Source organism: Streptomyces sp. NPDC041135 (assembly GCF_055592085.1).
The window spans coordinates 45,875-66,576 of the sequence record NZ_JBVIYZ010000014.1; the positions used below are offsets into that span (position 1 = coordinate 45,875).

Below are 20,702 nucleotides of genomic sequence, written 5' to 3' on the forward strand. Positions count from 1 at the left end.
CCGGCCGCCGCGCCGCTGACGATTCTTCGAGGAGCCCTCTTTTGGCCTGTGACCTCTGGCTGGTACCGCTCGTCGACGTGTTGTGCCACACCCCCGACAACCCGTTCGCCGAGGAACTCGCGCAATACAACAAGGCGCTGGCCGAGGCGGGGCTCGGGCCGGTGCCGGTGTACCAGTACATGCCGGGCCTGTCCGGCGAGGTGGCCCCGGTGGCCGGCTTCGACTACGACGCGCTGCACTTCCTGCGCCGGGCCTACCTGCTCCAGGTCTGCGGCCTGCCGGTGACCCCGGTGGACGACCTGGGCGGCGACTACGAGCAGTTGCTGGAGATGTTCGAGTCGACGGCCCAGCAGTCGCACCTGGTCTGGCACTACGACCACGCCGGCGCGTACGTCCCCGTCGACTTCCCGCACCCGCTGTCCAACGACGAACTCCTGGCCGGCGGCGGCCCGCTGGGCTCCTCCCGGACGCTGCTGCGGGAACTGGAGTACGTGGCGCCCTCGCTCGGCATCGACCCGGCGAGCCCCCCGGCCGCGCCCCGGCCCCCGGCCGGCCCGACCGAGCTGGAGGAACCGGCGGTCCCGCCGCCGTACGACCCCAGTCCGTTCGCGCGGGAGCGGCACGTGTGGCTCGGGCTGCACGCGGCGGCGACCCGGAGCCTGGCGCAGGGCTCGATGATCGTCTTCAGCTGACCCTGGGCGCCCGTCCGTCAGGGGCGGCCGATCAACCTGATCACCGGGGGCCACAGCACCCCGCTCGCCAGCAGCAGCGAGGGCCCGAGGTGCACCGGGCACACCTCCAGCGGGTCCCGGCCGTGCCGGACGACCTCGAAGACGGCCGGGTCCGGGCAGTCCGTGCCCCGGGCCGCGCCGCCCTCGCCGCCGTAGGGCCCCCGGCACCGCGCGTTCCGGTGGACGTCCATAGTCCGATTGCACCGCGCACGACGCGGGACCGCCCGCCGATCACGCCCTCGGGCGGACCGGCGGGCGCTCGTGACGCACGCGCGGCAAGGGTGCCCGCGGACTAGATGAACGAGTTGATCTCGATCGTCTCGTCCCGGCCCGGGCCCACGCCGATCGCGGAGATCGGGGCGCCGGACATCTCCTCCAGCGCCTTGACGTAGTTCTGCGCGTTCTTCGGCAGGTCGGCGAACGACTTGGCCTTCGTGATGTCCTCCGACCAGCCGGGCAGCGTCTCGTAGACCGGCTTGGCGTGGTGGAAGTCCGTCTGCGAGTACGGGAGTTCCTCGACGCGCCTGCCGTCGATCTCGTACGCCACGCAGACCGGGATCTCCTCCCAGCCGGTCAGCACGTCCAGCTTGGTGAGGAAGAAGTCCGTCAGGCCGTTCACCCGGGTCGCGTACCGGGCGATCACCGCGTCGAACCAGCCGCAGCGGCGGTCCCGGCCGGTCGTCACGCCCCGCTCGCCGCCGATGCGGCGCAGCGCCTCGCCGTCCGCGTCGAACAGCTCGGTCGGGAAGGGCCCGGCGCCGACCCGGGTCGTGTACGCCTTCAGGATGCCGATGACCCGGCTGATCTTCGTCGGGCCCACGCCGGCGCCGGTGCAGGCGCCGCCCGCGGTCGGGTTCGACGAGGTGACGAAGGGATACGTGCCGTGGTCGATGTCGAGGAGCGTGCCCTGGCCGCCCTCGAACAGCACGACCTTGTCGTCCTCCAGGGCCTGGTTGAGCAGCAGGACCGTGTCGGCGACGTACGGGGCGAGCTTGTCGGCGTAGCCGAGCAGTTCCTCGACCACCTGCTCCACGGCGATCGCGCGCCGGTTGTAGAGCTTGGTGAGGATCTGGTTCTTGGCGTCGAGGGCCGCCTCGACCTTCTGGGTCAGGATCGACTCGTCGTAGAGGTCCTGCACCCGGATGCCCACGCGGTTGATCTTGTCCGCGTAGGTCGGGCCGATGCCGCGGCCGGTCGTGCCGATCTTGCGCTTGCCGAGGAAGCGTTCCGTCACCTTGTCGACGGTCACGTTGTACGGCGTGATGATGTGCGCGTTTCCGCTGATGAGGAGCTTCGACGTGTCGACGCCGCGCTCGTTCAGACCGCTCAGCTCGGAGAGCAGGACCGACGGGTCGACGACGACGCCGTTTCCGATGACCGGCGTACATCCGGGCGAGAGGATTCCGGACGGGAGGAGGTGAAGTGCATACTTCTGGTCACCGACGACCACCGTGTGGCCGGCGTTGTTGCCGCCCTGGTAGCGGACGACATAATCCACCGAGCCACCGAGCAGGTCGGTGGCCTTCCCCTTGCCTTCGTCACCCCACTGAGCACCGAGCAGCACAAGTGCGGGCACGCGCGTACACCCCTTCCGGGCGGGGCATGTCCAAGGCCAGGGGCATGGGCGTAAGGTTCACCGCCGCGTGCCACCGCGACCGTCGCTGGCCGCACAACCGTTGGACCGGATGCCCCGGAATAGACGAAGCCCCTGGCGCAATAGCGCAAGGGGCTCTTGCACAAAGATGCTACCCGAGGAAGCGAGGCAGGACCGAGGTGGCGACCTTCGCGATGTCCGATCAGCTGCTGGTGATCGTCGATCCGGTGGCCCGGCAGACGGACGGGGAGTCCGTACGGATCGCGAAAGACGTGCTCAGCGCGGGTGCGGCCACGAAACTGTGTCTCCCGGACACGCCCGAGGAATTCGCCCGCGCACTGGGCCGGCGGGGTTCCCGGCGGCCCGTGGTGATCGGTGACGACCGGGCGCTGGTGCGTGCGGTGACCCTGTTGCACCGGCAGCGGGAGCTGGCCGGATGCGTGCTGTCGGTGGTGCCGGTGGGCGAGGCGGCGCTGGCGGCGGCCCTCGGGGTGCCGACGGGCGCGGTGGCGGCGGCGCGGGCGGTCCTCGACGGGGTCGAGCGCCGGGCGGACCTGCTCGTGGACGACAGCGACGGGGTGGTGCTGGGCGCGCTGTGCATCCCGCCGGTGTCCGCGCGGGAGGCGGCGGTGCTGGAGCCGGCGGGGGCGGTTTCCGGCCGCCCGGGGCTGCGCACGCGCTGCCGCTCCCTCGTCCGCACCCTCGCCCCGCGCCCCACCCGGCTCCTGACGGCCGTGCCGGCGCCCGGGCCGACCCGGCTGCGGGTGGAGGTCGACGGGGAGACGGTCATCGGCCTGGACCGGCCCGTGGAGGGCGTCTCGGTGACCGCGGGCACGGCCGGTGTGGCCGAGGTGGAGGTCCGGCCGGTGTCGCTCGGCGCGGAGGCCGCACCGCTGCTGGCGTCGGGGCGGACGGTGACCGTCACCGGGGCCGACTTCCGCTACCGGGCCGACGCGGCCGTGTCGGGCCCGGTCCGCAGACGCACCTGGCGCGTGATGGAGGGCGCCTGGGGGCTCACGGTGCCCTCCCCGTGAGCCCGGCCGGCACGCTCACACCGGCTCAGCCCGTCGTCACGGCCAGCCCTTCCAGTCCCCGGATGACGAAGTTCGGCTTGCGCTCCGGTTCCGCCGCCAGGGCCAGGTCCGGGGCCAGCTCCAGCAGGGCGGTCATGGAGGCGGCCAGCTCCAGGCGGGCCAGCGGGGCGCCGATGCAGTAGTGGATGCCGGCGCTGAAGGAGATGTGCGGGTTGTCCGCGCGGGCCAGGTCCAGCCGGCCGGGGTCGGTGAAGACGGCCGGGTCGTGGTTGGCGGAGCCGAACAGCAGGGCGACCTCCGCGCCCCGCGGCAGGACCGTGCCGTCGATCTCGATGTCGTCCAGCACCCAGCGCTCGAACAGCTGGAGCGGGGTGTCGTAGCGCATCAGCTCCTCGACGGCCGACGGAACCAGGGAGTGGTCCGCGCGCAGGGCGGCCAGCTGGCCGGGGTTGCGCAGCAGCGCCCACCAGCCGTTGACCGTGGCGTTGACGGTGGCCTCGTGACCGGCGTTGAGCAGCAGTACGCAGGTCGAGATCATCTCCTGCTCGGTGAGCCGGTCGCCCTCGTCGTGCGCGGCGACGAGCCCGGAGATCAGGTCGTCGCCCGGCCGCCCGCGGCGCTCGGCGATCAGCTCGCGCAGGTAGTCCGAGAACTCCACCGACGCCCGTACCGCCCGCGCCGCCGTCCGCTCGGACGGGTTCAGCTCGTACATCGCGCAGATGTCCGCCGACCAGGGCCGCAGCGGGGCCCGGTCGGACTCCGGGATGCCCAGCATCTCGGCGATCACCGCGACCGGCAGCGGCTCGGCCACGTCCGTCAGCAGGTCACCGCCGCCCGCCGCGACGAGCCCGCAGACCAGGTCCCGCGCCAGCGTCCGCACGTACGGTTTCAGCCGCTCGACGGTCCGCGGCGTGAACGCCTTCGACACCAGCCGCCGGATGCGGGTGTGGTCCGGCGGCTCCAGGTCGAGCATCCCGTGGTCGTTGAGCACGTGGAACGGCTCGTGCTCCGCGGGCGGCGCCGTCCGCCCGAACTCCTCGTGGCTGAACCGGTGTCGGTAACTCCGCCCCAGCCGCCGGTCGCGCAGCAGCGCCGAGACGTCGGCGTGGTGCGGCACCAGCCACTGGTTCGTGGGCTCGAACCAGTGCACGCGCCCCCGCGCGCGCAGCTCGGCGTAGGCGGGACAGGGGTCGGCGAGGAAGGCCGGGTCCCACGGGTCGAAGGCTGCCATGGACAGGGACGCTAACCCGCCGCCCGCCCCGCTGACCAGGCCCGGGCGCCGCTCACCAGGCCAGCTGGGCGATCTCCTCGGCCACGACCGCGCAGGCGTCCGCCGCCGGATCGATCAGCGGGAAGTGGCCCACGTCCGCCAGCAGCGTCACGCCCACCACCTCACCGGCCCGGGCCGCTGCGTCCGCGTACGCCTCGGCGACCGCCGGCGGGACGTCCCGGTCGGCGCCGCCCTGGACGAGGGTGGTGGCGATGCCGGTGGGCAGCAGCAGGGCCGGGTCGGCGTACGGCAGGCGCTCGGCGAAGGTGTGCTCACCGCCGAGCAGCTGCACCGCCGCGTCCTCGCAGACGGCCAGCTTCCGGGCCACCGTGAGGTCGGCGATGGGGGCCAGGGCGACCACACCGCGCAGCGCGGGGGCGCCGGCGGTGCGCCAGGGGGCGTCGGCGGGCAGCACGTGCCGGGCCGCCGCCCACAGGGCCAGGTGACCGCCCGCCGAGTGCCCGGTGAGCACCGTGCGGCGCGGGTCGGCCTGCGGGAGCGCCTCGCGGGCCAGGGCGGGGAGGGCGTCCAGGGCGGCCGCGACGTCGTCGAAGGTGTCGGGCCAGCGGCCGGCGGGCGGGACGGCACCGGTGCCGGCGGCGTCGGCCGGGGTGCCGCCGCGGCGGTACTCGACGTTGGCGACGGCGAAGCCGCGGCGGGCCAGGTGGCCGGCGAACGGGGTGATGTGCAGCCGGTCGTAGCGGGCCCGCCAGGCGCCGCCGTGCAGGACCACGACCAGCGGCGCGGAGGCGGCCTCGGCGGCGGAGGCCCGCGGGCCGCGCGGGGCGTAGAAGTCGATCACCTGGTCGGGACGGCCGCCGTAGGCCGCGGTGGCGTCGGGGGCGACCGGCGGGTGCGAGAAGGCCGATTCCTCCTCGGCGGCTGCCCGGGCTGCGGCGGCGTCGTCCGGCATGCTCAACCTCTCAGGGGGCGTGACGTGGATCGGCGGACCCGGTGGGGGATTCGGCCGCCGGCGGGACGGTACCAGCCCCATGACGTGCGGCGACATGCCGATGTCACCCACGGCGGGGCCAACCGGTCCACTGCCGGCGCAGAGCACCGCGGGACCCGGGCGGGGCAGGGCGCCGCCCGGGTCCCGCGGTGCGGGCGCGGGGTCAGCCGGTCAGTACCTCGCCCAGGACCCGGGCCGCGCGCTCCACGTCCGCGAAGCCCACGTACAGCGGCGTGAAGCCGAAGCGGAGCACGTCGGGACGGCGGAAGTCCCCGACCACCCCGCGCTCCACCAGCCGCTTCATCACCTCACCGGCGTCGTCGCAGCGCAGGGCGACCTGGCTGCCGCGCCGCTCGTGCGCGACCGGTGTCAGCGACTCCACCCGGCCCGCCGGCGCCTGGGCGGCGACGCACTCCAGGAAGAAGTCCGTCAGGGCCAGGGACTTGCGGCGCACGGCGTCGACGCGGACGCCGTCCCAGACCTCCAGGGCCGCTTCCAGGGCCAGCATGGACAGGATGTCCGGGGTGCCGACGCGGCCGCGCCGGGCGCCGGGCGCGGGCGTGTAGGCGGCGTCCATCCCGAACGGCTCGGCGTGCGAGTTCCAGCCGGGCAGCGGGGAGTCGAAGCGGTCCTGCAGCTCCCGGCGGACGTACAGGTACGCCGGGGCGCCCGGACCGCCGTTGAGGTACTTGTAGGTGCAGCCGACCGCCAGGTCCACCCCGTGCTCGTCCAGGCCCACCGGCAGGGCGCCCGCGCTGTGGCACAGGTCCCAGACCGCGAGGGCGCCGTGGGCGTGGACGCGGGCGGTGAGGGCGGGCAGGTCGTGCAGCCGGCCGGTGCGGTAGTCGACGTGGTTGAGCAGGACCGCCGCGGTGCGCGGGCCCAGCGCCGCGGGCACCTCGTCCGGGGCCACCGGCCGCAGGGTGCGGCCGGTGAGGCGGGCCGCCGACGCGGCGATGTAGCCGTCCGTGGGGAAGGTGGTGGCGTCCACCAGGATCTCGTCGCGCTCCTCCCCCGCCAGCCGCACCGCGCCGACCAGCGCCTTGAACACGTTGACGCTGGTGGAGTCGCCGACCACGATCTGGCCCGGGGCGGCGCCGACCAGCGGGGCGATCCGGTCGCCGATCCGCTCCGGCGCCGTCCACCAGCCGCTCTCCTCCCAGGAGCGGATGCGCAGCTCGCCCCACTGGCGGCGCACCACGTCCTCGAGGCGGGCGGGGACGTGTGCCGGGAGGGCGCCCAGCGAGTTCCCGTCCAGGTACACGACGTCGTCGAGGGCGAACCGGGCGCGGCAGTCGGCCAGTTCGTCCGCCGCGTCCAGCCGCCGTGCCCGCTCGGTGAGTTCGTCCGGTCCGGTCCGCTCGGCTCGTTCGGTCCGCTCAGACATGGGACCTCGCCGTCCACAGCTCCGGGAAGACGTTGTTGCGGGCGCGCTTCTCCAGCCAGGCCACGCCGGCCGAGCCGCCGGTGCCGGTCTTGGCGCCCATCGCGCGGCGGGTGGCGACCAGGTGGTCGTTGCGCCAGCGCCACACCAGCTCGGCCACGTCCGTCAGCGCCTCGCCGAGGCGGGCGAGTTCGCCGTTCTGGTCACCGGCGTAGACGGCCGTCCAGGCGGCCTCGACGGCCGGGGAGGGCTCGTGGCGCAGGGCCACGTCGCGGTCGAGCACGGACGCCGGGATCTCGTGTCCGCGCCGCGCCAGCAGCCGCAGCACCTCGTCGTAGAGGCTGGGCTCGTGCAGCGCCTTCTCCAGCTCGGCGTGGACGCGCGGGGCGCCGCGGTGCGGGACGAGCATGGACGCGGACTTCTCGCCGAGCAGGAACTCCAGGCGCCGGTACATCGCCGACTGGAAGCCCGAGCCCTCGCCCAGGGCGCCGCGGTAGGAGTTGAACTGGGCCGGGGTGAGCTGGCCGAGCGGCTTCCAGGAGGCGTTCAGCGCCTCCAGCTCACGCACCGAGCGCTTCAGCGCGGCGATCGCCGTGGGGATGTCGTCGGCGCGCAGGGCGCGGGACGCGGTCTCCCACTCGTGCACGATGCACGTGAACCACAGCTCCATCACCTGGGTGGTGACCAGGAAGACCATCTCTCCGGGGTCGTCGGAGAGGGTGTGCTGGAGATGGGTGAGCACGTCCGCCTTGACGTAGTCCTCGTACGGCGTCGTACCCGCGAAATCGAGATGCGGGGTCTCGGGCTCAGCTGCCTCGGGCAGGGGGCGAGCCTGTTGCGACATCGCTGTCTCCTGTTGGTGCTCCGGGTAGCGGTCCGCCCCTGCCGATTCCGGCACGGGGGCCCCGGTCCCCACCAGGCATCCTCCGCAATCGGGCCGGTTCCGGCAAGGCCCGCCCGCCCGGACGGGCCCACCGGAACGGTCCGCTCCGCTCAGCCCAGCGTCTGGGCCGCCGCCGGCGAGGAGTCCTTCAGGAACTGCGTGCAGCGCGCGTACTCCTCCTGCTCGCCGATCGCCTGCGCGGCGCGGGCGAGGGCGTGCAGGGCGCGCAGGAAGCCGCGGTTCGGCTCGTGCTCCCAGGGCACCGGGCCGTGGCCCTTCCAGCCGCTGCGGCGCAGCGCGTCCAGGCCGCGGTGGTAGCCCGTACGGGCGTAGGCGTACGACTCGACGACCGCGCCCCGCTCGAACGCGTCGTCGGCCAGCTGGGCCCAGGCGAGCGAGGAGGTGGGGTACCTGCCGGCGACGTCGGCGGGCGCGGTGCCCGCGGCGAGCAGCTCGCGCGGCTCGGGGTCGTCGGGCAGATGGGTGGGGGGCGGGCCGCCGAGGAGGTTCTCGTGAATCGTCATGGGGTCAGTCTGTCGCAGGCACCCGGGTGCGCGCCCCGAGGGGCACGGGAAGCCCGGGCACGCGACGGCGGCCCCGGTGGCACGCACGGCCGCCGGGCCCGCCGTCGGGCACCGCTCGCTTACTTGATCTTGTTGCCCGCGGAGCGCAGGTGGCGCGTGGCCTCGGTGACCCGCGCGGCCATGCTGCCCTCGGCCAGCTTGCCCCAGGTCCGCGGGTCGTAGGCCTTCTTGTTGCCGACCTCGCCGTCGACCTTCAGGACGCCGTCGTAGTTGCGGAACATGTGGTCGGCGACCGGACGGGTGAAGGCGTACTGGGTGTCCGTGTCGAGGTTCATCTTCACGACGCCGTTCTCCAGCGCGGTGAGGATCTCCTCCTCGCTGGAGCCGGAGCCGCCGTGGAAGACGAAGTCGAACGGCGACTGCTTGCCGTACTTGGCGGCGACGCCGTCGTTCAGCTCCTTCAGCAGCTCCGGACGCAGCACGACGTTGCCCGGCTTGTACACGCCGTGCACGTTGCCGAAGGAGGCGGCCAGCAGGTAGCGGCCCTTCTCGCCCAGGCCGAGGGCCTCGGCGGTGCGGATCGCGTCCTCGACCGTGGTGTACAGCGAGTCGTTGATCTCGTGCGAGACGCCGTCCTCCTCGCCGCCGGTCGGGGTGATCTCGACCTCGAGGATGATCCGGGCGGCGCGGGCCTGCTCCAGCAGCTCCTGCGCGATCGACAGGTTGTCGGCGAGGGTCTCGGCCGAGCCGTCCCACATGTGCGACTGGAACAGCGGGGCGAGACCGGCGTCGACGCGCTTCTTCGACAGCGCGATCAGCGGCCGTACGTACCCGTCGAGCTTGTCCTTCGGGCAGTGGTCGGTGTGCAGCGCGATGTTGACCGGGTACTTGTCGGCGACGATGTGCGCGAACTCGGCCAGCGCGACCGCGCCGGTCACCATGTCCTTGCTGTACTGGCCGCCCAGGAACTCGGCGCCGCCCGTGGAGATCTGGACGATGCCGTCGCTCTCCGCCTCCGCGAAGCCGCGCAGGGCCGCGTGCAGGGTCTGGGTCGAGGTGACGTTGATGGCCGGGTAGGCGAACTTGCCTGCCTTCGCCCGGTCGAGCATCTCGTTGTAGACCTCGGGGGTTGCGATGGGCATCTGTCCGCTCCTTGGGTGTGCGGGTTGCGTTCTGCTGCTACGGCCCTGACCTAGACCTTGGGGGCGACGTCATCGTCGTCGCCCCATCTTTCCAGACCTGGACCGGTGGTCCACGCTCCGGTCGGGCCCAGGCCGGCCGGGCGCGTCAGTCCAGGCCCAGTTCGTCCTTCGAGAAGGCGAACAGGTAGGGCACGCCCGCGCCTTCCCGGATCTTCTCGGCGGCGCCGGTCGCGCGGTCGACGATGGTCGCGACGGCGACGACCTCGGCACCCGCCTCGCGCACGGCCTGCACCGCTTCCAGCGGTGAACCGCCGGTGGTGGAGGTGTCCTCGACGACCAGCACCCGCCGGCCCGCGATCTCCGGTCCCTCCACGCGCCGCTGGAGTCCGTGCGCCTTCGCCGCCTTGCGCACGACGAAGGCGTCCAGCCGGCGGCCCCGCGCGGCGGCGGCGTGCAGCATGGCGCCGGCGACCGGGTCGGCGCCCATGGTCAGCCCGCCCACCGCGTCGAACTCCAGGTCCGCGGTCAGGTCCAGCAGCACCTGGCCGACCAGCGGGGCGGCCTCCCCGTCGAGCGTGATGCGGCGCAGGTCGACGTAGTAGTCGGCCTCCAGGCCCGACGACAGGGTCACCTTGCCGTGGACCACGGCCTTGTCCTTGATCTGGTGCAGCAGCGCGCCACGTGTGCCTGGCGGTGTTACTTCGTCGACGTCCGTCATGCCGCCCAGCTTAGAGGCGCCGCCAGCCCCAGGTCGTCGTCGCCTCCAGCGGCTCCAGCGGCGTCACCAGGCGCGGCAGCGTGTTCAGCCCGTTGGGCGGTCCGGTCTGCGGCTCCACGCACACGGCCTCGGCCTGCTCGTCGTAGACGACGACCCACTCCTCCCGGCTGGCCACGGTCAGTTCCAGCTGCCCCGGCCAGGTGAGGGTGACGTCGACGCCGCCGGGCATGCCGAAGCAGTCGTCCCAGGGGCCGGGCCGGGGGTCGATGCGGCGGCCGGTCGGCAGATGGTCGTCGCCGCGCTCCTCCTGCCAGGCGGGCTCGAAGTCCAGCCGCGCGTCCTCGCCGCCGAGGTTGCGGTTGAACCACGGGTGCCAGCCGATCTGCGCCGGGAACGACGACTCGTACGCCTCCACGGACATCGTCAGCGTCAGCGCGTCCCCGGTGAGCGCCACGACCTGGGTGACCCGGCCCGGATGCGGCCAGGGCTCGGTCAGTTCGTACGTGAGGACCGCCTCGTCCGCCGAGACGCGGGCGGTGCGCCAGGCGCCGTCCCGGGCGGTGCCGTGGATGGCGTGCGGCGGCGCGTTGAGCGGCAGGTGGCGCACGGTGGCGCCGTCCAGGAAGCGGCCGTCCCGGGTCCGGCCGCACCAGGGCACCATCGGGAAGCAGCCGAAGCGCTCTCCCTGCCGCAGCAGCTCCACGCCGCCGATCCGGAGTCCTGCGACGCGGCCGCCGTTGCCGGGCTGCACGCGCACTTCCGCGTCACCCGCGGTCAGCGTGATGTCTTCGTTACTCACGTGATGACCCTACTGGGGCGATCAAGAGGGCCTCGCCCGCACCCTCCTGACGCCGCGGCTCCCGGCCGGTCCGGTCAGCGGCGCCTGCGCAGCGCCCGGCCCACCACGATCGCCGACGCCACCGCCAGCGCGGCCGCGGGGGCCGCCCAGCGCAGCGTGGTGCGGGCCCCGGCGGACTGCGGCGCGGGCACGGGGGCGTAACGGCCGCGCGGCGGGGCGTGGTCCACCTCCTCGGCGCTGCGGCCGATCATCGTGCGGCGGGCGTGCGCGGCCTCGGCCGGGGGCTCGGCGGGGTCGGGGAAGTCCTCCGGGTACGCCTCGGCGAAGCCGCCCGCCACGTCGCCCGGCTCCTTGCGCGTCCCGTCCCCGGGCGGGTCGCCGTCCTCGCCGTCCTCGCCGTCCTCGTCCGGGCCGAGGGAGGAGGGCGGGACGTCGACGTCGAAGACCGAGGCGCGCTCCGGGGGCGGGGCATCCGGCGGCGGGGCGGACGCGGAATCGGCGGGGTCCCCCTCGCCGGGCTCCTCGCCGGGGTCACCGGCGTCGGCGGCCTCCCGCACCGGGGTCGCGCTCGCGGGATCGCGGTCGGCGGCCTCCCGCACCGGCTCGGCACCGGCGGGCCGCTGCCCGCCGGGCGCGTCCGGCGCGTCCGGCGCCCCCGCGGCTTCGCCCAGCCCAGTCACGAAGCGGCTGACCAGCCGGGTCATCGCCGAGGTCACCGCCTCCGCCGGCAGTTCCGCGAGGCGTCCGTCCGCCGAGGCGGTGCCCTCGACGGTGACGGTGCAGCCGCCGTCGGTGCCGGCGAGGCGCAGGGTGAGGTCGAGGCGGGCCGTGCCGCTGCCGCGGACCTCGGTGGCGGCGCCCTCGACCCGGAACGCGCCGTCCTGCCCGGCCGTGACGCGCGCCGTTCCCCGGTAGGTGACGGAGTGGCTGCCGACGCGCAGCTTCAGCCGCCCCGCGACGGGTTCGGCACCGGCGTCCTGCTGGAGCCCGGGCACCGCCCGGGCGACCCGGAGGGGGTCGGCCAGCGCCTCCCTGAGCCGCTCGGCCGGGACCGGGACGAAGACCTGGTGCTCCATGTCGGCTGAGCCTACCCAGTGGTGGCCGGAAGCTACCCTCCCGTGCGCCGGCGGCCCGTCGCGGGTCCCCGCCGACGGCGTATCAGTAGCGCGGATGCACCAGGGTCGACGCGCTCAGCCCGGGGACGCGGGTGGAGCGGGCCGCCCGCGCGTCCGCCGTCAGCGCCGCCGGGGTGAGCGTGCGCGGCCGGGGCCCGCGCGGGTCCAGGCGCAGCGTCGGCGCCCTGCGGCCCGGCGCGCACAGCAGGAAGCCCCAGTCCTGCGGGGCGCGGGCGGCACCGGCCAAGCGGTCGGGGCCGGCCGGGAAGCGGGATTCCTGGCCGGGCACCCGGTAGGGGGCGGTGGCCAGCCCGGCCGCGCGCACGGTGGCGTCCACGGTCCAGAAGGCCCGGCGGCGGGCCGACAGGGGCCCGGCGTGCACCACCAGCCGGCCGCCGGGGGCCAGCACCTGCCGGGTCAGGCCGTAGAACTCCTGCGCGTACAGCTTGGTGCTGGCCGTGATGCCCGGGTCGGGCAGGTCCGCGACCACCACGTCGTACGACGAACGCGGCGCCCCGCGCAGCCAGCCGAAGGCGTCGGCGGTGGTGACGTGCACGCGCGGGTCGTCGTAGACGCGGTGGTTGAGGGCCGACAGGCCGGGGTCGCGGCGGGCCAGGCGGACCAGGCCCGCGTCGAGTTCGACGACGTCGACCCGGCGCACCCCGCGGTGGCGCAGCACCTCGCGCGCGGCGAGGCCGTCGCCGCCGCCGAGGACGAGCACGCGCGCGTGCGGGCCGTCCATCGCGGGGTGCACCAGCGCCTCGTGGTAGCGGCGCTCGTCCGCCCCGCCGACCCGCAGCCGGCCGTCGAGGTAGAGGTCGAGGGGGCGGCCGCGGGTGCCGCCGGTGAGGACGACCTCCTGGACGTCGGTCTGGAGCGCCACGCGGACGCCGTCGCCGTACACGGCGTGCCGGGCGGCGCGTTCGAAGTCGCCGACGAGGACGGCGGCGCAGGCCAGCACGCCGAGCACGCCGAGGCTCGCGGCCAGCAGCGTCCAGCGGGCCCGGCCCGTCAGGTCGCGCCGGAACAGGCCGAGGACCAGGGCGGTGCCGGCGACCACGTTGACCGTGCCGGTCAGCAGCGCGCCGGTCAGCTGGCCGAGGAACGGCAGCAGCAGGAAGGGGAAGGCGAGGCCGCCGACGAGGGCGCCGACGTAGTCCGCCGCGAAGAGGTCGGCGACGGCGCCGCCCGCGTCCTGGTGGCGGATGCGCTGGATCAGCTCCATCAGCAGCGGCACCTCGGCGCCGATGAGCAGGCCGATGGTGAGGGAGAAGGCGACCAGCAGGCAGCGCGGGCCCTGCGCCCACAGGCCGCCCCAGTCACCGGTCCAGGCGAAGACGGCGTACAGCGCCATCGCGCTGCATCCGCCGACCAGCGCGAGGACGGCCTCGACCGCGCCGAACGCGGCGGCGGCGTGCCAGCGCAGCCGCTTGGCGGCGAGCGAGCCGATGCCCATCGCGAACACCATGACGGAGAGCACCACGGAGGCCTGGGTGACGGAGTCGCCGATCAGGTAGGAGGCGAGGGCGACCAGTTCAAGTTCGTACACCAGACCGCAGGCCGCGCAGACGAAGACGCACGCGAGGACCAGGAACCGCCCGGTCGCGGGGCGGACGGGCAGCCGCGCGGGCGCGCCCCAGGGCGGCGCGGTGCCGGGCGGGGCGGGCGCGTGCGAATCGATCACGCTGCGACGTTACGTCACCGGTGCGGCACGCTTCGTCACCCACACGTGTGGAATCACGGGCAGTCGACGCATCCGGGGTTTATACCGGCGCGACCGGCGCGCGCAACGGCTCAGGGAATGCCCACCGGGACCCGTGCGCCGACCCGGGTCCAGGTGGCGACCAGCTGTCCGTCCTGCGGGTAGGCGTGCCAGGTGCGCCAGTGGACCTGGCCCTCCTGGTACCGGGCGAGCATGGCGGTGAAGGCGTGCGGGCTGCCGGGGAAGACGCCGGCCAGGCCGTGCGGATGGTCGGAGACGAGGGCCAGCAGCTCCTGGGCACGGCCCGCGAACGAACCCGGCGTCAGCACCTCCACCCGCGCCGCGAACTCGTACTCCCAGTCGTCGATCCGCTTGGCCACGCCCAGCGGCAGCGGGTCGCTGGACCCGGCGATGCACGCCACCGTCTCCGAGCAGACGCCCCGCTCCTCCTCCAGGAGCACCTGGTGGGACGCGCCGAGCAGCCGCAGCTGGAGCCTGGCTCCGGCCAGCTCCAGGTCGAGGGTGGCCAGGGCAGGCAGCGGCTCGCGTCCCAGGGCCCAGGCGAGGTCGTCCGCGCGGGTGTCGGTGTAGGAGGTGTTGAGGGTCGTGAGCATGGATCGGCTCCGCTAACGCGCAAGGAGGAGGGAGTGTGGTCCGTCGCGTCCCGGTCGGCACCGGATGACCGGCCGTGTCAGCCCGGTCGGTTCAGCCGGCCCCGCCGGGCGGGGGGTGTCCCAGAGACGCCCGAGGGGCTGCGTCGGTGGCTTAGAGGGAATCATGGACTGCGGTCTTCACACAGCGTTTTTACCCAACTTCGTGCGGTTTCCATCCCTCAGAGGGCTCAACAGTTCAACTGTTCAAGCACCCGCGTGCGCCGGGGGCCCGGCACACAAGAGGCGGGCGCCCGCCGGAAGTTGTCCTTCCGGCGGGCGCCCCGTGCGGCCCGGACGCGGTTCCCCCCGCTGGTGAAGCTCAGCTGCCCCGTGTCAGCTGCCTCCCCCGCATCCGCCCCCGCCCCCGCACGACGAGCCGCCGCCGCAGGACGAGCCCCCGCCGCACGACGAGTGACCGCCGCCGCAGGAGTGGCCACCGGAGTGATGACCGCCCGAGTGGTGGCCGCCCGACGACGAACCGCCGTCGCCCCCGCCCGCCCACCAGCTGCTGCCGCCGTCGTACGACGACCCGCCGCCGCGGCGGCCCGAGCCCTTGAGGTGTCCGCCCCGGCTCGCGGCGGACCCGACGACGACGAGGCAGACGATCGCCGCCGCCGCCACGATGAAGACGGTGCCCATGCGCGTCACCTTCTTTCCGTTCCCCCGAAGCGGCCCCCCGTGGGCGCTCCGCGCACTGCCTTGCGGCCGCGTGACCGGGAGATGCCCGGTCGCCACCGCCGCCAAAGCACAGTTGAGGAAGTCCAGAGCTTGGGCGCAGGATGGCCCGCATGACCTCCTCAGCGCGCCCCTTCCTCAACCGCCGGCTCGCCCCGTTCGGCACGACGATCTTCGCCGAGATGTCCGCGCTCGCCGCGCGCACCGGCGCGATCAACCTGGGCCAGGGCTTCCCCGACACCGACGGCCCCGAGGAGATCAGGGAGGCGGCCGTGCGCGCGCTGCGCGAGGGCCACGGCAACCAGTACCCGCCAGGCCCCGGCGTCCCCGAACTGCGCACCGCGATCACCGCGCACCAGCAGCGCCACTACGGCCTGGCGTACGACCCCGACACCGAGGTCCTGGTCACGGCCGGCGCCACCGAGGCCATCGCGGCCGCCCTGCTCGCCCTGGTAGAGCCCGGTGACGAGGTGGTCGCCCTGGAGCCGTACTACGACTCCTACGCGGCGAGCATCGCCATGGCGGGCGGCACGCGCGTCCCGGTCACGCTGCGGCCGCACGTGAACGAGACGGACGAGACGGGCGCGGCGGGCGCGAGTTTCCGGCTGGACCTGGACGAACTGCGCGCCGCGGTCACCGACCGCACCCGGCTGCTGCTGGTCAACACCCCGCACAACCCGACGGGCACCGTCCTGACCCGCGCCGAGCTGGCCGCGATCGCCGAGCTGGCGGTGGAGCGCGACCTGCTGGTGGTGACGGACGAGGTCTACGAGCACCTGGTCTTCGACGGCGCCGAGCACCTGCCGCTGGCCGGCTTCCCCGGCATGCGCGAGCGCACGGTGACCATCGGCTCGGCCGGCAAGACGTTCTCCTTCACCGGCTGGAAGGTCGGCTGGGTGACGGCCGCGCCCGCGCTGGTGGCCGCCGTGCGCTCGGTCAAGCAGTTCCTGACCTATGTGGCGTCGGGCCCGTTCCAGTACGCGGTGGCCGAGGCGCTGGCCCTGCCGGACGCCTACTTCGCCGGCTTCCGCGCCTCCATGCTGGCCCGCCGGGACATCCTGGCGGCGGGGCTGGCGGAGGCGGGCTTCCAGGTCTTCAAGCCGGCCGGCACCTACTTCGTCACCACCGACATCAGCCCCCTCGGCGAGAAGGACGGCTTCGCCTTCTGCCGCGCCCTGCCCGAGCGGGCGGGCGTCGTCGCCGTCCCCAACGCCGTCTTCTACGACGACCGCGAGGCGGGCGCCCCCTTCGTCCGCTTCGCCTTCTGCAAGCGCGAAGAGGTCCTGCGGGAGGCCGCGGACCGCCTGCGGCGGCTGTGACGGCCTCGCGCGGCCCGGTCCCGTGACGGGCCGTACGCACCCGGGGACGCGCCCCGGAAACGGGTGGAGCCCGGCGCGGCACGCGGCCTGGTGGCCGGTGCCCTGGCCGGGCTCCCGCGGTACGGGGGCGCGGGGCCGCGCCGGGTCAGCGCGAGGTCACTCGCCGTCGTCCTCGGGCTTCTCCGCCTCGTTGACCTCCTGCTCCAGGCCCAGCTGCTCGACCAGCCACTTGTCGAACTCGATCGCGGCGCGCACCCAGCTCACCGTGGAGGAGACGAAGTGGTTGAGGTCGACGCCGGTGCCGACCAGCATCTGCGCCTCACCGATGAGACGGACGGTGCCGTCGTCGTGGGTGTGGCTGTAGACCTTGGGCCACAGGGTGCGCCGGTTCCAGTCGTCGATGGACTCCAGCAGCTGCGGCTTCACGTCGATCGGGTGGGGGCGGTCGTAGAACGTCCGCACCGAGAAGACGGCCTGCTCGGCCTCCCCGCGGAACATGAAGTACGTACGGAACTGCTCCCACGGCGCCGCGAGGTCGCCCTCGTCGTCCACGACGTACTTCAGCTCCATCTGCTCGAGGAGCTGCTTCACAAGGTCCTGATCCGGGACGACGGGGCCCACAGGTCCCTGGGGCTGCGGTTCGGGCTGGCCCCCGAAATTCGGAATCGAGGACGGGTCGATGGTCACCGTGTTTTTCCCTTCGTACGGATCCCGCCATCCTCCCCCATCCGGGGAGGGGCGTGGCAAGCCCCGGCGGCCCTGTCAGCCCACGGCAGACACGATCCGGTCACCCGGGCGCTCACCTGGCCGGGTACCCGTGCCGGGGCGGTCCTGACACACCGCCGCGAAAACGGCACCGGGCCCGCCACCCGGGTGGGTGACGGGCCCGGTGCCGGCGGGATGCCCGGCCGGATCGCGGGGGCGCCGGTTACAGCGTCTTGCCGGTGGCCGGGCCGACCAGCAGGCCGTCGCCGAAGGCGGAGACCCGGACGGTGTCGCCGTCCTTGACCTCGCCGGAGAGGATCTGCTTGGCCAGGCGGTCGCCGATCGCGCTCTGCACCAGGCGGCGCAGCGGGCGGGCGCCGTAGGCCGGGTCGTTGCCCTCGTCGGCGAGCCAGGCCAGGGCCTCGTCGGTGACGTCCAGGCTGAGGCGCCGTTCGGCCAGCCGCCGGGCGAGCCGGTCGATCTGGAGCCGGGCGATCCGGGCCAGCTCGTCCTTGCCGAGGGCGGAGAAGACGACCAGGTCGTCGAGGCGGTTGAGGAACTCCGGCTTGAAGGAGGCGCGCACGGTCAGCAGCACCTGCTCCTTCTTCTCGGCCTCGCTGAGCATCGGGTCGACCAGGTACTGGCTGCCCAGGTTGGAGGTGAGGACCAGGATGGTGTTGCGGAAGTCGACCGTGCGGCCCTGGCCGTCGGTCAGCCGGCCGTCGTCGAGCACCTGGAGCAGCACGTCGAAGACCTCCGGGTGGGCCTTCTCCACCTCGTCGAGGAGCACGACGCTGTACGGGCGGCGGCGCACCGCCTCCGTCAGCTGCCCGCCCTCCTCGTAGCCGACGTAGCCGGGCGGGGCACCGACCAGCCGGGCCACGCTGTGCTTCTCGCCGTACTCCGACATGTCGATGCGGACCATGGCCCGCTCGTCGTCGAAGAGGAAGTCGGCGAGCGCCTTGGCCAGTTCCGTCTTGCCGACACCGGTCGGGCCGAGGAAGAGGAAGGACCCGGTGGGCCGGTCGGGGTCGGCGATCCCGGCGCGGCTGCGGCGGACGGCGTCGGAGACGGCCCGTACGGCCTCGCTCTGGCCGATGAGCCGGCGGCCGATCTCGTCCTCCATGCGCAGCAGCTTCTGGGTCTCGCCCTCCAGCAGCCGTCCGGCGGGGATGCCGGTCCAGGCGGCGACGACGTCGGCGATGTCGTCGGGGCCGACCTCGTCCTTGACCATGGTGTCCCGGCTGACCTCCTCCTCGGCCTCCGAGGCGGCCTCCAGCTCCTTCTCCAGCTGCGGGATCTCCCCGTACAGCAGCTTGGAGGCGGTGTCGAAGTCGCCGTCGCGCTGGGCGCGTTCGGCCTGGCCGCGCAGGTCGTCGAGGCGTTCCTTCAGCTCACCGACCCGGTTCAGGGACTGCTTCTCGCGCTCCCAGCGCACGGTCAGGCCACGCAGTTCCTCCTCCTTGTCGGCGAGGTCGCGGCGCAGCTTCTCCAGCCGCTCCCGGGAGGCGGGGTCGGTCTCCTTGGCGAGGGCGAGCTCCTCCATCTTCAGCCGGTCGACGCCGCGCTGGAGTTCGTCGATCTCCACGGGCGAGGAGTCGATCTCCATGCGCAGCCGGGAGGCCGACTCGTCGACGAGGTCGATGGCCTTGTCCGGCAGGAAGCGGGAGGTGATGTAGCGGTCGGACAGGGTGGCGGCCGCCACCAGCGCCGAGTCCGCGATCTGCACCTTGTGGTGGGCCTCGTAGCGGCCCTTGAGCCCGCGCAGGATGGCGATGGTGTCCTCGACGGTCGGCTCGGCCACCAGCACCTGCTGGAAGCGCCGCTCCAGGGCGGGGTCCTTCTCGATCCGCTCGCGGTACTCGTCCAGCGTCGTGGCGCCGACCATGCGCAGCTCACCGCGGGCGAGCATGGGCTTGAGCATGTTGCCCGCGTCCATCGCGGAGTCGCCGCCGGCGCCCGCGCCGACGACCGTGTGCAGCTCGTCGATGAAGGTGATGATCTGCCCGTCGGAGTCCTTGATCTCGGCGAGGACGGTCTTCAGCCGCTCCTCGAACTCGCCCCGGTACTTCGCCCCGGCCACCATGGCGCCGAGGTCGAGGGAGACGAGCCGCTTGTCCTTGAGGGACTCGGGCACGTCCCCCTTGACGATGCGCTGGGCGAGCCCCTCGACGACGGCGGTCTTGCCGACGCCCGGCTCTCCGATGAGGACGGGGTTGTTCTTGGTACGGCGGGACAGCACCTGCACGACCCGGCGGATCTCCTGGTCCCGGCCGATGACCGGGTCCAGCTTGCCCTCCCGGGCGGCGGCGGTGAAGTCGGTGCCGAACTTCTCCAGGGCCTTGTACTGACCCTCGGGATCGGCGGTGGTCACGCGGCGGCCTCCCCTGGCCTTCTGAAACGCTTCCAGCAGCTTCTTGGCGCTCGCTCCCTGCCGCTGGAGCACCTCGGCGGCCGCACCGCCCTTGGCGGCGACCCCGATGAGCAGGTGCTCGGTGGACAGGTACTCGTCGCCGAGGTCCTTGGCGCGCTCGGTGGCGTCGGCGATCACGGCCAGCAGCTCGCGGTTGGGCTGCGGCGGCGCGACGGTGGAACCGGTCACGCTGGGCAGCCCGGCGAGCACGCGTTCCGCGCCGGAGCGCACGGCGGCCTGGTCGGCGTCGACGGCGGCGAGCAGATCGGTGATGTTCTCGTTGTCCTCCCCCCGGAGCAGGGCGAGCAGAAGGTGGGAGGGGGTGAGGTCCGGGTGTCCCTCGGTCACGGCCCGGTTGCTGGCCGCGTTGATCGCGTCCCGGCTCCGGTTGGTCAGCTCGGCGTCCACGTTCGCTCTCTCCTCCGTCTCCAGGGCCGATGCGGGGCCGTTGCCGGCGCACACCGCCGGCGCGCGGTGTCGTCGTGGGCTGCGCACCCACTGACTTGACCAACGTACACAAAGTTGAGTCTATTCCACTCAAGGCGGCGGATGCGGTGCCGGGGGACTAGGTTTTCCGGGCATGGCGACGTACTCCGTAGACCCGGGTGCCCCGGATGAGCCCTACCTCGGCTTCTGGCGGGAGCGGCATCTGTGCACCCTCACCACGATCCGCCCCGACGGCAGCCCGCACGTGGTGCCGGTCGGGGTGACCTACGACCCCGGGGCGCGGCTGGCCCGGGTGATCACCAACCGGACCAGCGCCAAGGTCGCCCATGTGCGGGCGGCCGGTCCCGAGGGGGCCCCGGTCGCGGTGTGCCAGGTGGACGGCCGGCGCTGGGCGACCCTGGAGGGGCGGGCCCTCGTCCGCACCGAGCCGGAACGGGTCGCGGAGGCGGTGCGGCGCTACGCCGAGCGCTACGAGCGGGTGCCCGCGCCCAACCCCGACCGGGTGGTCATCGAGATCGAGGTCCGGCGGACCCTGGGGCGCGGCTGAGATCAAGCCACCGTGCGGCGCGGCCGAAACGCCGCCATACCCGGAGATGTCCCCGGAAACGACAGCGGCGTCACCGTGTTCAGGTCACGGTGACG

The 20,702-nt window shown here is 73.8% G+C and carries 20 protein-coding genes; 4 read left to right on the forward strand and 16 right to left on the reverse strand.

The annotated features are described in order from the left end of the window. Positions 1–41: 41 nt before the first annotated feature. Positions 42–692: a hypothetical protein gene (locus ACZ6CZ_RS27095; RefSeq protein WP_469026106.1), complete on the forward strand. Its 651-nt coding sequence runs from the start codon at positions 42–44 to the stop codon at positions 690–692. 17 nt (positions 693–709) lie between these two features. Here ACZ6CZ_RS27095 and ACZ6CZ_RS27100 read toward each other — a convergent pair whose 3' ends face one another. Both ACZ6CZ_RS27100 and ACZ6CZ_RS27105 read right to left on the reverse strand, forming a co-directional pair. Next, positions 710–922, reverse strand: a complete 213-nt coding sequence (locus tag ACZ6CZ_RS27100) for a hypothetical protein (protein WP_469026109.1) — start codon at positions 920–922, stop codon at positions 710–712. Between the two features lie 101 nt (positions 923–1,023). Then, a complete protein-coding gene (locus tag ACZ6CZ_RS27105; protein ID WP_469026111.1) occupies positions 1,024–2,307 on the reverse strand; it encodes an adenylosuccinate synthase in 1,284 nt (427 codons plus the stop codon). A 212-nt stretch (positions 2,308–2,519) separates the two neighbouring features. Between ACZ6CZ_RS27105 and ACZ6CZ_RS27110 the strand changes: the two genes are divergently transcribed. Next, positions 2,520–3,359: a diacylglycerol kinase gene (locus tag ACZ6CZ_RS27110; protein WP_469026113.1), complete on the forward strand. Its 840-nt coding sequence runs from the start codon at positions 2,520–2,522 to the stop codon at positions 3,357–3,359. A 25-nt stretch (positions 3,360–3,384) separates the two neighbouring features. Here the strand turns inward: ACZ6CZ_RS27110 and ACZ6CZ_RS27115 are convergent, their stop codons facing one another. The 12 genes from ACZ6CZ_RS27115 to ACZ6CZ_RS27170 form a co-directional block, all read right to left on the reverse strand. Then, positions 3,385–4,590, reverse strand: a complete 1,206-nt coding sequence (locus ACZ6CZ_RS27115) for a cytochrome P450 (RefSeq protein ID WP_469026115.1) — start codon at positions 4,588–4,590, stop codon at positions 3,385–3,387. Between the two features lie 52 nt (positions 4,591–4,642). Further along, positions 4,643–5,542 (reverse strand): alpha/beta hydrolase, encoded by a 900-nt coding sequence (locus ACZ6CZ_RS27120; RefSeq protein WP_469026118.1) that lies wholly within the window; start codon positions 5,540–5,542, stop codon positions 4,643–4,645. Positions 5,543–5,744: 202 nt separating this feature from the next. Continuing rightward, entirely contained in the window at positions 5,745–6,968 is a 1,224-nt protein-coding gene (gene kynU, locus ACZ6CZ_RS27125; RefSeq protein ID WP_469026120.1) for a kynureninase, read from the reverse strand. Then, on the reverse strand, positions 6,961–7,809 hold the full coding sequence (locus ACZ6CZ_RS27130; protein ID WP_469026122.1) for a tryptophan 2,3-dioxygenase family protein: 849 nt from the start codon (positions 7,807–7,809) through the stop codon (positions 6,961–6,963). The genes kynU and ACZ6CZ_RS27130 overlap by 8 nt, the downstream gene beginning before the upstream one ends. A gap of 149 nt (positions 7,810–7,958) precedes the next feature. Next, positions 7,959–8,372 carry a DUF3151 domain-containing protein gene (locus ACZ6CZ_RS27135; RefSeq protein ID WP_469026125.1) on the reverse strand — a complete coding sequence of 138 codons (414 nt, stop codon included), beginning with the start codon at positions 8,370–8,372 and terminating at the stop codon, positions 7,959–7,961. 119 nt (positions 8,373–8,491) lie between these two features. Next, a complete protein-coding gene (fbaA, locus tag ACZ6CZ_RS27140; RefSeq protein WP_469026127.1) occupies positions 8,492–9,514 on the reverse strand; it encodes a class II fructose-bisphosphate aldolase in 1,023 nt (340 codons plus the stop codon). Between the two features lie 145 nt (positions 9,515–9,659). After that, positions 9,660–10,232, reverse strand: coding sequence for an orotate phosphoribosyltransferase (gene pyrE, locus ACZ6CZ_RS27145; protein WP_469026130.1), 573 nt, complete (start codon positions 10,230–10,232; stop codon positions 9,660–9,662). 10 nt (positions 10,233–10,242) lie between these two features. After that, positions 10,243–11,031, reverse strand: a complete 789-nt coding sequence (locus ACZ6CZ_RS27150) for an aldose epimerase family protein (RefSeq protein ID WP_469026132.1) — start codon at positions 11,029–11,031, stop codon at positions 10,243–10,245. A gap of 74 nt (positions 11,032–11,105) precedes the next feature. After that, positions 11,106–12,107: an SRPBCC family protein gene (locus tag ACZ6CZ_RS27155; protein ID WP_469026134.1), complete on the reverse strand. Its 1,002-nt coding sequence runs from the start codon at positions 12,105–12,107 to the stop codon at positions 11,106–11,108. Positions 12,108–12,189: 82 nt separating this feature from the next. After that, the gene (locus ACZ6CZ_RS27160; protein ID WP_469026136.1) at positions 12,190–13,830 is read right to left on the reverse strand and encodes a polyamine aminopropyltransferase; all 1,641 of its coding nucleotides are present in this window, start codon (positions 13,828–13,830) and stop codon (positions 12,190–12,192) included. 110 nt (positions 13,831–13,940) lie between these two features. After that, a complete protein-coding gene (locus ACZ6CZ_RS27165; protein WP_469026139.1) occupies positions 13,941–14,462 on the reverse strand; it encodes a DUF2617 family protein in 522 nt (173 codons plus the stop codon). A 372-nt stretch (positions 14,463–14,834) separates the two neighbouring features. Continuing rightward, positions 14,835–15,140: a hypothetical protein gene (locus ACZ6CZ_RS27170; protein WP_469026141.1), complete on the reverse strand. Its 306-nt coding sequence runs from the start codon at positions 15,138–15,140 to the stop codon at positions 14,835–14,837. Between the two features lie 140 nt (positions 15,141–15,280). Between ACZ6CZ_RS27170 and ACZ6CZ_RS27175 the strand changes: the two genes are divergently transcribed. Continuing rightward, entirely contained in the window at positions 15,281–16,495 is a 1,215-nt protein-coding gene (locus tag ACZ6CZ_RS27175; RefSeq protein ID WP_469026143.1) for a pyridoxal phosphate-dependent aminotransferase, read from the forward strand. 156 nt (positions 16,496–16,651) lie between these two features. Here the strand turns inward: ACZ6CZ_RS27175 and ACZ6CZ_RS27180 are convergent, their stop codons facing one another. Together ACZ6CZ_RS27180 and clpB are read right to left on the reverse strand one after the other, a co-directional pair. Continuing rightward, positions 16,652–17,182: a type III secretion system chaperone family protein gene (locus ACZ6CZ_RS27180; RefSeq protein ID WP_469026145.1), complete on the reverse strand. Its 531-nt coding sequence runs from the start codon at positions 17,180–17,182 to the stop codon at positions 16,652–16,654. A gap of 241 nt (positions 17,183–17,423) precedes the next feature. Continuing rightward, positions 17,424–20,021, reverse strand: coding sequence for an ATP-dependent chaperone ClpB (gene clpB / locus ACZ6CZ_RS27185; RefSeq protein WP_469026146.1), 2,598 nt, complete (start codon positions 20,019–20,021; stop codon positions 17,424–17,426). A gap of 172 nt (positions 20,022–20,193) precedes the next feature. Between clpB and ACZ6CZ_RS27190 the strand changes: the two genes are divergently transcribed. Then, positions 20,194–20,607 carry a pyridoxamine 5'-phosphate oxidase family protein gene (locus ACZ6CZ_RS27190; RefSeq protein WP_469026147.1) on the forward strand — a complete coding sequence of 138 codons (414 nt, stop codon included), beginning with the start codon at positions 20,194–20,196 and terminating at the stop codon, positions 20,605–20,607. Positions 20,608–20,702 lie beyond the last annotated feature (95 nt).

Bases quoted from the DNA above. Each gene is read 5' to 3' on its own strand.
- ACZ6CZ_RS27135 (WP_469026125.1), bottom strand. From the start codon at position 8,372: ATGACGATTCACGAGAACCTCCTCGGCGGCCCGCCCCCCACCCATCTG.
- ACZ6CZ_RS27175 (WP_469026143.1), top strand. From the start codon at position 15,281: ATGGCCCGCATGACCTCCTCAGCGCGCCCCTTCCTCAACCGCCGGCTC.
- ACZ6CZ_RS27100 (WP_469026109.1), bottom strand. From the start codon at position 922: ATGGACGTCCACCGGAACGCGCGGTGCCGGGGGCCCTACGGCGGCGAG.
- ACZ6CZ_RS27190 (WP_469026147.1), top strand. From the start codon at position 20,194: ATGGCGACGTACTCCGTAGACCCGGGTGCCCCGGATGAGCCCTACCTC.
- kynU (WP_469026120.1), bottom strand. From the start codon at position 6,968: ATGTCTGAGCGGACCGAACGAGCCGAGCGGACCGGACCGGACGAACTC.
- fbaA (WP_469026127.1), bottom strand. From the start codon at position 9,514: ATGCCCATCGCAACCCCCGAGGTCTACAACGAGATGCTCGACCGGGCG.
- ACZ6CZ_RS27115 (WP_469026115.1), bottom strand. From the start codon at position 4,590: ATGGCAGCCTTCGACCCGTGGGACCCGGCCTTCCTCGCCGACCCCTGT.
- ACZ6CZ_RS27165 (WP_469026139.1), bottom strand. From the start codon at position 14,462: ATGCTCACGACCCTCAACACCTCCTACACCGACACCCGCGCGGACGAC.
- ACZ6CZ_RS27110 (WP_469026113.1), top strand. From the start codon at position 2,520: ATGTCCGATCAGCTGCTGGTGATCGTCGATCCGGTGGCCCGGCAGACG.
- ACZ6CZ_RS27130 (WP_469026122.1), bottom strand. From the start codon at position 7,809: ATGTCGCAACAGGCTCGCCCCCTGCCCGAGGCAGCTGAGCCCGAGACC.
- ACZ6CZ_RS27170 (WP_469026141.1), bottom strand. From the start codon at position 15,140: ATGGGCACCGTCTTCATCGTGGCGGCGGCGGCGATCGTCTGCCTCGTC.
- ACZ6CZ_RS27120 (WP_469026118.1), bottom strand. From the start codon at position 5,542: ATGCCGGACGACGCCGCCGCAGCCCGGGCAGCCGCCGAGGAGGAATCG.
- pyrE (WP_469026130.1), bottom strand. From the start codon at position 10,232: ATGACGGACGTCGACGAAGTAACACCGCCAGGCACACGTGGCGCGCTG.
- ACZ6CZ_RS27155 (WP_469026134.1), bottom strand. From the start codon at position 12,107: ATGGAGCACCAGGTCTTCGTCCCGGTCCCGGCCGAGCGGCTCAGGGAG.